This is a genomic window from Bradyrhizobium japonicum USDA 6 (genome assembly GCF_000284375.1).
Taxonomy (GTDB): domain Bacteria; phylum Pseudomonadota; class Alphaproteobacteria; order Rhizobiales; family Xanthobacteraceae; genus Bradyrhizobium; species Bradyrhizobium japonicum.
In genome coordinates this window covers 3,260,088-3,273,853 of sequence record NC_017249.1, presented here as the reverse complement: position 1 = coordinate 3,273,853, position 13,766 = coordinate 3,260,088, and the positions used below count along the sequence as shown (strand labels likewise).

At 59.2% G+C, this 13,766-nt stretch carries 14 protein-coding genes and 1 tRNA gene; 8 read left to right on the top strand and 7 right to left on the bottom strand.

Annotated elements, in window-relative coordinates:
- Positions 1–351: 351 nt before the first annotated feature.
- Positions 352–549 (bottom strand): hypothetical protein, encoded by a 198-nt coding sequence (locus BJ6T_RS49640; RefSeq protein ID WP_014493334.1) that lies wholly within the window; start codon positions 547–549, stop codon positions 352–354.
- Positions 550–819: 270 nt separating this feature from the next.
- Positions 820–1,005, bottom strand: coding sequence for a hypothetical protein (locus BJ6T_RS48325; protein WP_080588649.1), 186 nt, complete (start codon positions 1,003–1,005; stop codon positions 820–822).
- A gap of 279 nt (positions 1,006–1,284) precedes the next feature.
- Here BJ6T_RS48325 and BJ6T_RS48320 point away from each other — a divergent pair, with 279 nt between their 5' ends.
- The gene (locus BJ6T_RS48320) at positions 1,285–1,596 is read left to right on the top strand and encodes a hypothetical protein (protein ID WP_014493333.1); all 312 of its coding nucleotides are present in this window, start codon (positions 1,285–1,287) and stop codon (positions 1,594–1,596) included.
- Positions 1,596–1,979, top strand: a complete 384-nt coding sequence (locus tag BJ6T_RS48315) for a phasin family protein (protein WP_014493332.1) — start codon at positions 1,596–1,598, stop codon at positions 1,977–1,979. Before BJ6T_RS48320 ends, BJ6T_RS48315 begins: the two co-directional genes overlap by 1 nt.
- A 61-nt stretch (positions 1,980–2,040) precedes the next feature.
- On the opposite strand, the gene BJ6T_RS15380 is transcribed toward BJ6T_RS48315, so the two are convergent.
- Entirely contained in the window at positions 2,041–2,370 is a 330-nt protein-coding gene (locus tag BJ6T_RS15380; protein WP_373866022.1) for a hypothetical protein, read from the bottom strand.
- 181 nt (positions 2,371–2,551) lie between these two features.
- Here BJ6T_RS15380 and BJ6T_RS47220 point away from each other — a divergent pair, with 181 nt between their 5' ends.
- Positions 2,552–2,716 (top strand): hypothetical protein, encoded by a 165-nt coding sequence (locus BJ6T_RS47220; RefSeq protein WP_014493330.1) that lies wholly within the window; start codon positions 2,552–2,554, stop codon positions 2,714–2,716.
- A gap of 427 nt (positions 2,717–3,143) precedes the next feature.
- On the opposite strand, the gene BJ6T_RS45630 is transcribed toward BJ6T_RS47220, so the two are convergent.
- Complete coding sequence (locus BJ6T_RS45630; protein WP_038935262.1) at positions 3,144–3,329, bottom strand: hypothetical protein; 186 nt, start codon at positions 3,327–3,329, stop codon at positions 3,144–3,146.
- Positions 3,330–3,640: 311 nt separating this feature from the next.
- On the opposite strand from BJ6T_RS45630, the gene BJ6T_RS15370 reads away from it, so the two are divergent.
- On the top strand, positions 3,641–4,021 hold the full coding sequence (locus BJ6T_RS15370; RefSeq protein ID WP_014493329.1) for a hypothetical protein: 381 nt from the start codon (positions 3,641–3,643) through the stop codon (positions 4,019–4,021).
- A gap of 538 nt (positions 4,022–4,559) precedes the next feature.
- Here the strand turns inward: BJ6T_RS15370 and BJ6T_RS15365 are convergent.
- Complete coding sequence (locus BJ6T_RS15365) at positions 4,560–5,390, bottom strand: hypothetical protein (protein ID WP_144037998.1); 831 nt, start codon at positions 5,388–5,390, stop codon at positions 4,560–4,562.
- A 160-nt stretch (positions 5,391–5,550) separates the two neighbouring features.
- On the opposite strand from BJ6T_RS15365, the gene BJ6T_RS15360 reads away from it, so the two are divergent.
- From BJ6T_RS15360 to hflX, 3 genes are all read left to right on the top strand, one after another.
- Positions 5,551–5,625: transfer RNA gene (locus tag BJ6T_RS15360), tRNA-Ile, on the top strand.
- 930 nt (positions 5,626–6,555) lie between these two features.
- Positions 6,556–6,990 (top strand): hypothetical protein, encoded by a 435-nt coding sequence (locus BJ6T_RS15355; protein ID WP_014493327.1) that lies wholly within the window; start codon positions 6,556–6,558, stop codon positions 6,988–6,990.
- Between the two features lie 498 nt (positions 6,991–7,488).
- Positions 7,489–8,895 (top strand): GTPase HflX, encoded by a 1,407-nt coding sequence (gene hflX / locus BJ6T_RS15350; RefSeq protein ID WP_014493326.1) that lies wholly within the window; start codon positions 7,489–7,491, stop codon positions 8,893–8,895.
- A gap of 60 nt (positions 8,896–8,955) precedes the next feature.
- On the opposite strand, the gene BJ6T_RS42570 is transcribed toward hflX, so the two are convergent.
- Together BJ6T_RS42570 and BJ6T_RS15340 are read right to left on the bottom strand one after the other, a co-directional pair.
- A complete protein-coding gene (locus BJ6T_RS42570; protein ID WP_167541695.1) occupies positions 8,956–9,975 on the bottom strand; it encodes a class I SAM-dependent methyltransferase in 1,020 nt (339 codons plus the stop codon).
- 1,035 nt (positions 9,976–11,010) lie between these two features.
- Positions 11,011–11,571 (bottom strand): hypothetical protein, encoded by a 561-nt coding sequence (locus BJ6T_RS15340; RefSeq protein ID WP_014493323.1) that lies wholly within the window; start codon positions 11,569–11,571, stop codon positions 11,011–11,013.
- Between the two features lie 367 nt (positions 11,572–11,938).
- Between BJ6T_RS15340 and BJ6T_RS15335 the strand changes: the two genes are divergently transcribed.
- Positions 11,939–13,441: a multicopper oxidase family protein gene (locus tag BJ6T_RS15335; protein WP_014493322.1), complete on the top strand. Its 1,503-nt coding sequence runs from the start codon at positions 11,939–11,941 to the stop codon at positions 13,439–13,441.
- Positions 13,442–13,766: the final 325 nt, after the last annotated feature.

The window sequence follows — 13,766 nt, the reverse complement described above, 5'->3', positions numbered from 1 at the left end:
TGAACGCGTTGCGTTGTGCAGCTCGACCAAGAAAGTCGCGCCCCAGGAGTTTCACTAACTCGGCGGGTTGCTGGTATCAGCGCTGACAATGGCGATCGGTCTGACGCATAGCGTCTTCGTTCCACTAAATGGAACCACCGGCATTTTTCGAAGGTGCGCGAAACATTTTCGCATCCCTGTAACTTAAATTAATCGTGGGGCCTATCGAAAGGTCGCGATATGGAACCGACCAATCGAATATCGGACCACGTCGACCTGAAGACTGCCCGGTCGATCTGTGACGAGGTGGGTGACAGATTGCAACAGAGCTTATCTCTCGAAGCCTCGCCTCTGCCGCCCTACCTCGAACGTCTAGTCGATGAATTGCGCAAACAGGAGCGTCATCCAATTGATGGCGTCGCAGCGCCCGCTAACCGTTTCCTTCATGCGACGCGGCGGGTAGTCGCTGCCGTCTGAGCGCGTAAAGAAGTCGTCGCCGTTCCAAACCGGCGGCGGCTTTTTCTCATCTTGTCGCTGAGGCATTCCAGGCTTGACCGCGCCGAACGCCATGAGGACGTGCTTGTTCAGTCGATGGTCAAGCCGCGCTGTTTCCCCTGTTGGCCCATTGCTGAGATTTGGGCTGAACGCTCGGATGTCCGCTAGAGGGGATATCGCGGACAGATAGCAGAGTGGCCGACGAGGTCTCCCTTTGACCCACCGCAGACCTCGGGAGGATTATGTCCATCTCTGAAGACTGAGGCGATCGGAGGTCGTGTTTGTTCGGCGTTGTCAGACGAACGCCCTCGGCCTCAAAGAGCCGAAGGCGCTCCAATCTTCAGATTAGCCCTTGGTTACTACCGGGGCCGGAGCTTTGCCGATCGGGTATTTGCCGACCGGGGTTTTGCCGACGGGCCACTTACCAACTGGCGCAGTCTGGACAACTGGCTGCGGGCGAGGAAGGTCCGCCGCGACCGCCGTTCCCACCAAAGCCAACGATGCAATGCCAACGATTCCGAATTTCAGCATGAGGCCCCCGTTGCTGCTAGAGACGAGTCTAGGATCGATCTTATTGAGCGTAGCTGATGGGGTCAGTATGCGGTGTGCCTACGCGGCAACACTCAGGAAAAAATGGCAACACGCGATCTAGTTGCGTTAGCGCTGTTGATCAATCGACTGCGCAAGTTTGTATTTTAGAATTTGCGCCAGCGATGTCTGTTGTTGGCGCCTCTCAGACTTGTGGGTCCGGCCGAATGTCCGGTTTGCGCAAAAACCGGAAGCGCTCACACACAACGTCGGACGACGGCATTGCGCCACACCGCGCACCGCCTTTGCGAGAGGAACGGTCTCATCAAGATCGCGTTTCTGCACAATAGGCTGAGGGCAGTCATCGACGAACTAAAGATGGCAAACCCGCGTCCGGAAGAGAGATCGACACAAAACATGGAAGACGCAGCCCGCCGTACAGGCGAGAGGGCTGCGGAGCAGACTACGCGCATCGGGCAAGCTGCGGCTGAAGCCGGCGAGGAAGTGGCGCGGGCCAGCGCTGATATGCCCAAGCAAAACGTTGAGACGTTACAGCAGACCTGGCGCTCCAGCCTCGAAGCGGCGACCTCGTAATGGGACGGTCAAGCGAGCAGTTTAGTCGCACGCTTGGCTTATCTGAAGAAGATGCGCAAAAGACAACGGCGGCAACCGAACGGTCAGCTCGCAACGCACAGACGCTCCTTTACAGTGGTACAGCCGCCGCCAAAGCGATGGGGGGAAAGTCCCAAGAGTACCTCCAGATGGTTCGGCAACAATTTGAGAAGCACATCGACCACTTGAACAGGTTGTGGACGTGCCGAACTCCACAGGACTTTACAGCGGTGCAGAGTGATATGGTGCGGGAGACCGTGGAGACCGCTCTGGAAAGCAGCCGTCGTATCGCCGACTTGTCGCTCAAAATGGTCGACGATACCGGGAAGAAAATTAAACAAACTATGGATCAGATCCCACGCTAAGCGGGGCGGACTAGAACGGAGAGAGCGGCTAGGGCAAGCCGCTCTTGCCGCCCCGGCGAATTCAGCGCGACTTTCGTTTGCGCGTTCGCTTGCGACTGAGCCGTTTGGCGTTTGCCGCCACCTTTCTTCGATATTGCTCAACAATCTTGTCGCCGGAAGCGCCCGCCATCAGGCTGGTGCTGGCCTTCGCCGCCGCGAGCATTTTTTCACTGACCATGCGGTGGGCTTCACGTTGGGCAGCTTTGCCGCCGCGCATCAGCTTCGCAATCCGCAGCCCAATCACGCGATTGCTTTCTAGCCCCAGCATCATCCAATTCCACATGCTGCGATATTCCTGGCAAGGCGAATAACTTGGGATCACATCACGGGCCACGGCGTGCGCGGTTTCCAATCAAAGCCGCGTGGCTTGCCACGACAGGCAGCAATCTACTCGCATCAATCCGCTGGCGCCATGGCTAGCGCAAGGGTTCCTTCACCTTGATCCAGGGATACATCCGAATGGGCGATAGCCGGAAATCGCTTCGTGCTGAAGAGTAAGACCGCCGCTGCTGGGGGCCAAACGGAGACGTCCGATGGGTGTGGCAGGCTGGCGCTTTGCGCAAACGAAGAAAACCCTCCGCGTCCGGGCGGTCGTCATCTGCGTGCTGGAAGAGTTGCCGTTTGTCTGCCCGATGGTGGTCGCAATCGGCTCCCTGATCATGATCGGCATCACGCTCTGCAAGGATTGGCCGCAGTGAGGGGGCGGACCTTGCACCCGGTGAACCGCGACAGACGACCGGCACGCCGTCTTACGCGAGTAATCGCGCGCGTCCGTGACCGAACACCGGCCGGGGCCTTCGCCGCTGGAAACGGCGTGCTCCGGGATGGTCATAGGGAACGATTGAGCCCCGATCGGCAGTGTCAAACGACCTGGACATCCACCTCGGCGAGGCCTTTTGGAATTACGGTGACGGTGGCGAGTTGCTGGTCGAGCAGACACCGGTTGCCTAAAGCGCGATAAAGTCAGGAGAATCGTCATCGCGCTTTAGGTTGTTGTTTGAGCATGATCTCCGCGCAAACGCGTTCCGCGTTTGTCGCGAGGGAAAACCGTTGGTGCACTTTACGCTAACGCCGCCCTTCGGGTCCGGATCATGCTCTAGGCGGATCGATCGACGAGGCCTTCACTCATGCCGCTGCTCCAAGCCATGGCAGCCCTTGCGCCTCTACGTCGACCAACTCATTCAGGTCCGCTTCCAAGTCCAACACGATATCGCGAAGCAGAGCCGCTGCCACTGGGTCTGTCGTTTCATGCGCCATCAAACGAAAGCGCTCGACATCGTGCCAGCGCTCCTTCCAATCGCTGTCAGTCATGGCTCCCCCATGCGCTGATCCCCCAGCCAGCATGGGTATTGGTTCCTCAAACTGTGAAGTTATTACGGCACGATGGGGCATGGTCCCTGCCCCAACCCCGCCGGCGGCGGGCAAGGTGAGCACGGGACAGACGTCGAGCCCTGTCGGGACGAAGAGCAATCGAAGCTGGAGATATTTGTCAGTTCGTTCGCATCGTACCAGCTGAGAGGTCCACCAAGGTGAAAGGGAGCCGTCCGAGCGTTGAACCGAATTGAGACGTCGGCCGACCTATGAAATGGTGTCCAGCGGACCACCTTTGAATGAGGTGCCCGATGTCAAAAGCAAAAGAGCTTGCCGACCGAGCCCGAGCGTTCGAAAAACGCGCTGCGACGGCGATCGATCTTTCATCACGAGAACACTATCGTGAGATGGCCGCTCACTGCCGCGCGCTTTCCATCGAGCATCGCGAAGCCGAACAATTGCAAAGGCTTTCCCAGGCTGGATTTGAACAGCTGGCGAAGAGGAGCAACCTCCCCTCATTTCAAAATGCTGATAGGCCAACCTTTCAGCGCACCATGGCGGTGGGCATAGTGCTCTGCGTCGCTTTTGTCGCTGTCAGCTTCTCATTGCGGCCGCAGGCGACTGACGATCGCGTGCTGGTGAAGGCGGATCGCCTCATGCGGACCGCTGGCGATCCATCCAAGGTGAGATAGTTCACCCCTAAAATCGGCGGAGTTGCTCGTTCAGCCTCTGCAATTGAACCACCTTGAAATGCCGTCACGAGACTGCGTTAGAATTGCGCCGGTTGAGCCGGGGGACCAGGCCAACCGGACCGCACGTTGTTCCTGTTGTTGCGATCGAACAGGTCCTGCCTGCAGATAATCCTGCAGCTCGCCGCCGGAGACGCAGCTTGGTGAGCACCGGCGATCGTAACTACTTTTGTACGCGACCTCTTGGCAAAGGCGGGCGTCGCCACAGCCAGATCGAGGGCGCAAAGGACGGCAAGCAAACAAGTCTTACTCATGGGCCACGCTCCCCGGTTGGTCGACGCAACCGCTGAGACAACAGCGGCAAGCAATCGACCAGCCGTTCAGCAGCTGGGCGGATACGGACCCTAGCTGCACCGTCAGCGAGCCATGATCTCGCGGGAGTCGGCTTTGAGCCAGATCAAGGGGGCATCGGCGTCCTCCATCATGCCCCCTCACATCATCTCCGAAAGCGGACGCCTCGAGCCGATCCGAAACGTGCGGTTCAGGCCGAATGCCCGCTTCGCACCACCTCCCCGCGAGGTCGCGCTTTGACCGGCAGCAGCCCCTGGCGAACGAATGATGACCTCAACTGGTGCAGCAGCACGGCCCACCGAATGGTTCGACTCGCGCTCAAGACGGAAAGAAACCCGAAAACCATCAGCAGCGTGCCAAGCCAGGTCCAGCCCTGCCCGTCATCGCCGGCGATGGAAAAGGCGAGCGGCGTCGCCGAAGCGGCGACCACGTCGCTGACGGCCGGCGTGGCGGCCAGCATTGCCTCCACGTCGACTTGGACGTCAGCATGGACGCCGACCTGGCGCGGCGTGATACCGTCGGCCGTGAGGCGGTCGCGCTTGAAAAGGGGGACCGGCGACACGCGGGTCGCGGTCCCGGTCGCAAGGACGGGACCGGCATCAACCACCTGCACGGGCGCGGACGGGCTCGGCCGAGACGTATCCTCGGGTGCGGAGCGCTGCAGCTCCGCACGCGCATCCACCACCGCCTTCCGCTTGCGAGCTGCGGTCTTGTTCTCTTCGGCCATCGCGACGCGATGTCTCGCGGTGCGATACTGGACCGACTTCTTCACCGTCTCTGTCCCTTCGGCGCGCTGGTACCAGCATCTGCGCCGGCCTTCCACCCGATAGACCCAGTGCTGGCCGTCGGCGGTCGACTTGCCGGGCCGCGACAAGCACTCCACTTCCGCGGAACTGGGCGCGGGGGCTGGCGCGGGATCAGCATTGAGGAATGCGGAAAATGTGTTCGACGACGCAGACGTCGTCGACAGACCGGCAAGACATACAAAAGCGGCAAAACAAATTCGCAAATGACCGGACATGGAAACCCCCGGTGTTGCGCCCCTGCCCGACCACGAGCGTTGGCCGTGATCTGGGTTGCAATGCGACTTAAATCCGGCAACGCCGTGGATTCATTTTGGCCGCAGGCGAGATGATTGCGCAGACAAGGGGAGTGCACTCAATAGCTCCGGCCGCTTTCGCGTGGCCTGTAGCTCAATGGTTAGAGCCGGCCGCTCATAACGGTCTGGTTGCAGGTTCGAGTCCTGCCGGCCCACCGATGAGTTCAAATATTTGGCGTAACGTCCATTTTTGCGGCGGACCGTTTCGCGGACCGCTTCACAACCTTCGTTGTCACTACAGGCAACGTGCCGAGATCAAGCCGGGCTGCCTGCACTTGGCTATCGCATCGAACTACGGGTCGCTCGATCGGCTGCCCGGACAAGCAGGATCAGGCGGCAACTTAATATTTTGGCCAATTCCGGGTACAATCATCGGTGCTACTTGCCAGCAGGCACCCGGCGGAGGCGGGCAACAACGAGCAAAAGAGCATTTTCGCTGCCTGTATGCCAGCCGTCGCGAGGCTTTGTGGCCGGACACTTCGTAGCCGCATCGCTGCGCGGCGGATTGATAAGTGCCTTGCAGCCATTCTTGACGACACCGTCATCAGCCGTTGCGCTCTCGTCGCGCTTGTTGTTGGACTTGTCTGTCCATTTGTCACGTACAGAATGGGCGCAGGGCAAGCGAAGGCGGCCCAAACGTCTACCGATGCGGCGAAGCTTGCAGATTGGGATGAATCGTCACCGCGCTTTAGGTTGTTGTTTGAGCATGATCTTTTCGGAAAACCGTTGCGCACTTTGCGCTAACGCGGCCCTTCGGAGTCCGGATCATGCTTTAACGACTGCATGACAACATCGAAATGGTTCTTTGTCGCGTTTGTCTCCAGGACGATCCTTGCGGTCCAGGAAGGAAGCTTGCGATGGATCAACAACAATAACGCTTGGCTGCATGTTGCAAAACATGTTTTCCAGATGGGGGTTACGCTAACATTATAGGAGAATAATAAGCGTCGGGCGCTTCGGAGCTACGCAAGCGAACCCCAAAGTGAAGGCGCTTGACGCCAGTTTAGACAACTCGCACATCTAGGCGAACCGTCCAACGAACGCCGTGAATGCGCGGGGTTTTGCATCGCAACTCGATCAGACAATTATGGCCTCACGCCCAAGCGTCCGCATCGCCCGAAAAGCCCGCTCCAAAGCAGAGTCGGATTTTGCCACATGGCTCATGATGGCCAAGCTTGGCAGCTTCGATGACTTGCCTCCAAATGCGCAAGGGTTCTTGCTTAGCTATCGGGCCAGGCTCGAGCGGATGAGCGAAGCCGAGTCGACAGTATTGGCGGTGCGCGAGGTCTACGCCAGCTATTATAGCGAGATGGGAGGTCTTGGCGCGGCGCCGCAACTGGAAGCCCTCGCGACATCCGCGGATAACACCGTCGTGCGGCCTGAGCGACCAGGCGAGCCTCCGCCGGCCCGGTTGGCCGCGTCCCCTCCCGACCGGCCAGCCGCCCGACGATCCGTGCCAGCCCTGCTGATTTTCGCAGCCATGGTGGCTCTGATCGCCGCCTACAGATTTCTGACGAAATGAGGTCTGCCCATCACCTTCGCCATGTGCCGGCCGACATACCCCTTGCCGACAGGTCCGCTCGCCCTCGCCGGGGTTCATTCATACGGCCATTATATCGGAGCCTCTCTGTCCGCCTCGCTTCCTTCTGTCGCTTCACCTATGTTGTGGACGCTGCCGGCCCGTTTGTTTCTCAAGTGAGATCGTGTCATGCCGCCCCGTTTCAGACGCGATAATCCTCCGATCGCATGGAGGGCTCGTTCGGCATGCGAAGACCCTCACGCCAGACACTGATCCCCATACACTGATCCGCAGTTCCAGGGATTCTTAAATCGGCACCAGCAGGCAGGGCTCGCGACAGCGATCGTTCCACGTTCAACGCGCGGCCCGGCGTGCGCGAGACGCGATCAGCCGTCCCAGCCCGCGTTGGGGTCAACAACGGATCGTCCAGAATGGCGGGATCATGACACCTGTCCGATGCATTCCGTCAGGCGATCGAACCTCACGCACAGGATAAGGCCAATGGCAATGACCGCAGACAGCCACGGTGCCGAGGAGCGCCGCATCTCAAGAACCGTGCCGCATGTTGCGGGTGCGATCCTCGTCGGCGTCCAGACCCCGGGCGTCGATGACGACGCACATGCCGCGAGCCTTGCAGAGTTGGGCCGATTGGCAAATACGCTCGGGCACGAGGTTGTCGGCACGATATCACAGAAGCGCGACGAACTCGACGGCGCAACGGTGCTGGGCAAGGGACGGCTCGAGGAGCTCGCTGCGATCACTGGCGGGACCGGCGTTGTCGGACCGGTGGCACATGTCCGCCAGTCAAAGGCCCGCGAGCGCTTTGAAGGTGCCGACAGGAAGAAACCGAATGTCGAGCAAATCGAGCCTGATCTGGAGCCACCGCCGAAGCCGGCGTTTGTGATCGTCGATCACGACATTTCACCGAACCAGGCACGCAACATCGAACGTGCCACTGGCGCACAGGTCCTGGACCGGACCGGCGTGATCGTGGAGATTTTCCATCGCCATGCGCATAGCCGGGAGGCGAGGTTGCAGGTCGAGATGGCGCGGCTGAAGTACATCGGACCGCGCTTGAGGGAATCGTCGTCGGCCGGGGAGCGGCGGCAGGGCTACGGTGCGGGAGAATCCGATCTCGAACTCGAGCGACGCAAGATCCGCGACCGCATTGCCGAGTTGAAGGAGCAACTGGAGGCGATCCGGCGGGATAGCGACCATCGTCGCGACGCACGCCGCGATCAACCTCGGGTCGCGCTGGTCGGGTACACAAACGCCGGCAAGTCGTCGCTTATGCAAGCCCTCACGGATGGCGAGGTCCTGGTCGCCGACAAGCTCTTCGCGACGCTCGATACGACGGTGCGCGCTCTGCAGCCGGAGACCAAACCGCGCATACTCGTCTCTGATACAGTGGGATTTATCAAGAAACTGCCGCACGACCTCGTGGTGTCGTTTCGATCCACGCTTGCAGAGGCGCTGGAAGCATCCCTTCTGCTATTCGTGGTCGACGCATCCGATCCGACGTACGAATCCCAGCTTGAGGTGACCCACAACGTACTGCGCGAGATCGGCGCGGAGATCGTTCCTTCGCGCCTCCTCCTCAACAAGATCGATCGCGTTAGCGAGGCGGACCGCACCACGCTCCGCGCAAAGCACCCCGACGCGATCCTGCTCTCCGCAAGGTCACCGGCGGACCTGGCGGCGCTGCGTGAGACGATCACCACATTCTTCGAAGTTGCGATGGTGGAGGAGGAGTTCGTGGTGCCCTATGCGAAACAGGGGATGCTCAGCGACGTGTATCAGCATGCGCACGTGCTGTCCGAAACCTACGACGCCACGGGCCGGATCATAAAGGTGCGCGGCTTCCCCGGTGTAATCGCGCGCCTACGAAGAACCCTTTCCTTGTCCTGAGCCCAACCTGAAACAGATGAATTCGATCGACGCCGAATGCCTGCAGCGCGAGGCGGGTATCTAAGCCCTGCCCGACGATTCACGTGTCAAGCCTCGCCGGCCGCGCGCCACAAGCAGGAGATGGGTGGCCCGATCCATGAACTCCAGGATCGCGTCATACGTCCTCTCAAGCCGATCGAGTTCATCGGCGACATGACTATCATGCGCCGACGACACTGGATTCCACCGAGCGTCCGGCATGAATCGATTGTGGAACAGGTCGAGGCCCCGCAGATCTTCGACGTCGAAATGCCGAGCGAAGTGGCTTCGCAATTCGACTGCAGTAAAAAGGTGAAAGCCGAATACCATATGTCGACCGTCGCCAAGGTAGATTTCACACCGGTCCTTGAGGTGATCATGTTTCAAGCGGCGGACGTTCTCTGCAGATTCCACGAAGGCCGTTGGAGTGCTGCCAACCGGACGCACAGTGGTCACGAAATGCCTCGACGTAACGCATGCGATCTCTGCCGAGACATCCGTCAGCCTTTCAACAGGCAGATGGCTGAGAGCGCTATACAGGCATAGGGTGATATCGACCGAGGAATCGGGCTCCGGCAACCGGTCCATAAGGTCTGCGACGTCGAACGTGAGATCCACGCCGGGAAGGCTGGAGAGATTTCCAGCCGCCAGTCGGGCCCGCTGGATCTGTGCCTGCGCAATGTCAAATCCACGCGCGGTAATGCCGCTGAACCCAAGCGCGTGCGCGCGTGTGATCAGTCGCCGCAGCCACGTACCGGGCCCACAGCCCGCATCGAGAAACCTGACGGATTTCGCCCCGGAGGCCCGCAGGTCAGCCAGTTTTGCGTCGAGTACGGCCCAGACCCGTCGATCCGCATAGGCATGTGCTCCGTCAAAGGAAAACGGCTGCGCAGGATCACCGTCGGCATAAGAAACGTAATCGTCACCGGCCTGATTGTAGATGTCGGCGACGTCATCTGACGCGTCGTCACCGATTGCCGAGACAGAACGCTCGATTCTGAGCGAACCCGTCAGGCCTGACGCCCATGTCCGTGAAGGAATTGAATCCTGATCAGCCATCATGAAGTGCTTCGATCGCATACGATTTCCGCATGCTGGCAACGCGCAGTCACTCGGATGCTCTCCGGTTGACAAAGTACGGCGATAGCCTTCATCGCAAATCGGGCTCGCGTCATTCCGATCGGCAGACATTTTGGGCTCGTTCGCCACGGCTACCTGGGATACGGCAGTTGCCTGGATCATGCGTCCGGGTTGATAGGAAATCGAGAGCAATTGCCGCTGCGATTCATAAGCGCGACATATCGAACCGCACCAGTTTCGCAACAGAAACGACCTGATCGAAACGCAACGAACACGAACGAAGCCAGACGGAAAAGGCGAAAATCAAATGTCATGGCGGGGTTAAAATGAGAACTGACGTCGCCCGGAAAGTAGACCGCCATGACCGGCCAAAGTGCCGAAATCGCCGAGAGGACGAACAAGCGCGATTAAACTCAAACGAAAACGCAGCAAGATCAACGAAGCTGATCGCTATCCTGCCGCTAATAACGGTCTGGTTGCAGGTTCGAGTCCTGCTGGGCCCACTAAGAATATCAATATCTTGCTTGCTCTCCGCTGCCCTCAGCGCGACGAGCGCACCAGAAACCGCACCAGATACATCCACTGTTCGTTCACGCGCGAGTTCGCGAAGGCGTCGAGCAAGCTCCTATGCCGGCGAGAGGATACGGCAGTGCATCCACGATCCTCGCCTTTCCGGCCGACGGAAGCGATCTCTGCATTTGGTGATGATGTCGGCTATCTCCGGTAAAGCGGAAGTCAGCGACAACGTTAGTCACGTCCGCTAAGGGCCGATATTGTTGCAAAAGTCGATTTTCGCCGATGACCAAAATTCTGCGGGCCGTGGGCGCGACTTTCGCATACAAGATGCGAGGGACCTCACGGCCTCACGCAAAATTCACAGGCGACTTCGGCAACGCGATTGAGGTCATACGAATCAGCGATCGCTCGCTGCTTAGTGTTTTCGCGAAAAATCTTGAGCCCTGCAACTTTCGACTTTTGCAACACAATCGGCCAAGAGGCGACATGGCGGACGGATCGTCAGGTGCGCGGCCCGACTGCCCCGAACGCTACTCGCTCAAAATCGATGCCAGACGTACTCTCTCCAAATGAGAAGCCCTCCAGCTTATGAATGTGGCCATCCCGAAGCCAGAGCAGAAATCCCATCCCATGCTCAAGCCCGACAACAGTCGCTCCGACATCGCCCAATGGCGAGGCAACCTCTTTGATTGGCGAACGATGTGAGACGTCGAGCGTGGTATAGAACCCGGCTCCCGTGTTCTCGCGGGCAGTGACGCGCACTTTCCCCTGCTGATCAGCTAGCGCATCGGCGGCTTCAGGTATCTGAAGCGCAATAGCGTCGAGCACTGCCTGCTCTAGCGAGGACAAAACTTCCATGGGTCGCAATTTGTGGAGGCGAGCACGCACCGTGGTGCCACTGCGATCAAAGTCGATTTGGGGGTGCTCGGCGAAGGTTTCTTCCGCTCGGGAGATGGCTCCAGCCTTGTCCGCCGCGTGAAGGACTGCCACGTGGAGCTTTTCGCCGTCGCGCTCCCAGACGACTTCGTACATCTTCATGCCGGCCTGAAATTTGAAAACCATAAGGCCCTCTCACAGGCAGACTGTATCACGACCGATAGTCAATCACACCAACGTCACGTAGTCTGCTCAGGGTCACACCCGGAAGAACTCGGCCTGAGCATATCAAGTCTGCTTCACCCCCAAGGAGCGGACATCTAGCGGACATGCTGGGTCGACCGCTTGGGCCATAACCAGAAGTTCCAGCTGTCCGCCTCGGACATTCTCTAATTGCGATGGGAGGCTGCAAAGCTGTGACAAACGGTAAGTCGCGGCACATTCTAGTCGCCTACCGCCATCCGGCTCACCCACAAATGGCGGGACGCAATTTGGCCCGATAGAGGATACCTAATATCGTCTGGCGGTAGCCATGCGCGTGATGAGGGATGCAATGCGCCAGTCCTGGACGCCCGACCGCCGCTTGTTTATCAAAACCGCTAGTCGTTTCCTTGGCGCGACGGCCGCGGCCGGAGGTCTGCTGTCGCTTGGCCCATCGATGTCGGGGGCGCGTTCGCAGCCTGAAGCGACACAGCCGGAGCCGCTCATCCAGCCGCCGGAGATGCATAGCGTCAATGGCGTGCTCGACGCGACGATTACGGCGGCGCCCGGATCGGTGCAACTCGGCGGTCGCGCGTTTGCCGGACTGCTTTACAATGGCGCCTATGTGCCGCCGATGCTACGAGCGCGCTTGGGAGATATGCTGCGGATCACGTTCCGCAACAATCTGACCTCCGGGCTCGATCGTCCTGGCTACGTGGGTCCTATTTGTACCGGCGCCGGCACAGCGTCGAACCTGCACTTTCACGGTATGAGCGTGTCGCCACAGGGCAACAGCGATAACGTGTTCGTTCACATTCAACCCGGCGATACGTTCCAATACCAAGTGCGCATCCCCGCGTCGGGCAAGCAAGGTCCAGGCTTGTTCTGGTACCACCCCCATGCGCACGGCTTCGTCAATGATCAGATCCTTGGCGGTATGTCAGGTGCTCTGGTCGTCGATGGCATTGATCAACTTTTCCCGCTGCTGCGCGGCTTGCCTGAACGCTTTTTTCTGATCAAGCACGTCAAGTTTGACGACGAAAGCGAAATGGTTTCGATCAATGGTCAGATCAATCCCGCCGTCGCCATGCGCCCAGGCGAAATGCAATTTTGGCGCATCGCGCACATAGGAGCGTCGGATTTCTACAAATTGCGTATTGAGGGCATGCCGCTATACGTCGTGGCGACCGATGGGCACGCGTTGTCGCAGCCACGCAAGATGACCGAATTTTTCATTGGCCCCGGCGAGCGGATTGACGCCATTGCGATCGGTCCGCCGGCAGGGGAGTACCCGATGCGAACCATTTCTTTTCAGAACGAAGCCTGGCGGCCGCCGGAACCGGTGAGGCAATTGGCAGTCATCCATTCCAGCGGTTCGTCGCAGAGTGCGGCGATCGAGGATGATATCTTGCGCCAGCAGGTCACTGGGCCGCAATGGATAAACGACGTTCGCGCCGCGGCGATTGCACGGCGCCGCACGCTATCTTATTCGCGAACCGCCGACCGTAAGGTATTCATGATTGACAGCCGCGTCGTCGACGAGGCGCGCACCGACCAAACCGTCAAGCTCGGCGATACGGAAGAATGGACGGTGATCAACACGGATCAGCAGTATCACAGCTTCCACATTCACCAGACACCGTTCCTGGTGACGGAAGTAGGCGGCGTTTCCTGGCGCGATGATAGTCTGCGCGACACTTTTTCAGTACCGCCGGCAACGGACCAGGGGCCCGGCGCGCTCAAGGTCCTCATTCCGTTCACCGATCCAGTGATCGTCGGTCGATTTGTGTACCATTGTCATGCAGTCGATCACGAAGACAAGGGCATGATGGGCATCATCGAAGTCATCGCTTGAACGCACCTGCACGCGCCGCGATAGGTCGCCGCGTAAAACGCATCAGCGACTAGCCGGCCCGACCGACATAAGCAAATTTCCGGGATCGGATCAAACGTCCGTGAGCTTGAATTCGTCGACTGACATCTCCGCCGTCCAGAAATCTCCGGCTTGCCAATAAGCTCGGATTGTCCTCGCGGCGGGTAAGTGAGACCGCGGAGCAGCAAACCTAGCTTGGCGTGATTCGTCCGCACGTCCGCTCGGGGTCAAAAGCTGACAGTGTCCGATCAAAAGACGGCTGTCTCCTGTCGCTCGATAAGCAGACATGTAGCTTAGCTTCCAGACC

What these genes read in the sequence shown, in the direction of transcription:
- BJ6T_RS15355 (WP_014493327.1), top strand. Translation starts at nt 6,556, where the DNA reads ATGGCCTCACGCCCAAGCGTCCGCATCGCCCGAAAAGCCCGCTCCAAA.
- BJ6T_RS15335 (WP_014493322.1), top strand. Translation starts at nt 11,939, where the DNA reads ATGCGCCAGTCCTGGACGCCCGACCGCCGCTTGTTTATCAAAACCGCT.
- BJ6T_RS48315 (WP_014493332.1), top strand. Translation starts at nt 1,596, where the DNA reads ATGGGACGGTCAAGCGAGCAGTTTAGTCGCACGCTTGGCTTATCTGAA.
- BJ6T_RS15365 (WP_144037998.1), bottom strand. Translation starts at nt 5,390, where the DNA reads ATGTCCGGTCATTTGCGAATTTGTTTTGCCGCTTTTGTATGTCTTGCC.
- BJ6T_RS45630 (WP_038935262.1), bottom strand. Translation starts at nt 3,329, where the DNA reads ATGACTGACAGCGATTGGAAGGAGCGCTGGCACGATGTCGAGCGCTTT.
- BJ6T_RS47220 (WP_014493330.1), top strand. Translation starts at nt 2,552, where the DNA reads ATGGGTGTGGCAGGCTGGCGCTTTGCGCAAACGAAGAAAACCCTCCGC.
- BJ6T_RS49640 (WP_014493334.1), bottom strand. Translation starts at nt 549, where the DNA reads ATGGCGTTCGGCGCGGTCAAGCCTGGAATGCCTCAGCGACAAGATGAG.
- BJ6T_RS48325 (WP_080588649.1), bottom strand. Translation starts at nt 1,005, where the DNA reads ATGCTGAAATTCGGAATCGTTGGCATTGCATCGTTGGCTTTGGTGGGA.
- BJ6T_RS15370 (WP_014493329.1), top strand. Translation starts at nt 3,641, where the DNA reads ATGTCAAAAGCAAAAGAGCTTGCCGACCGAGCCCGAGCGTTCGAAAAA.
- BJ6T_RS42570 (WP_167541695.1), bottom strand. Translation starts at nt 9,975, where the DNA reads ATGATGGCTGATCAGGATTCAATTCCTTCACGGACATGGGCGTCAGGC.
- BJ6T_RS15340 (WP_014493323.1), bottom strand. Translation starts at nt 11,571, where the DNA reads ATGGTTTTCAAATTTCAGGCCGGCATGAAGATGTACGAAGTCGTCTGG.
- hflX (WP_014493326.1), top strand. Translation starts at nt 7,489, where the DNA reads ATGGCAATGACCGCAGACAGCCACGGTGCCGAGGAGCGCCGCATCTCA.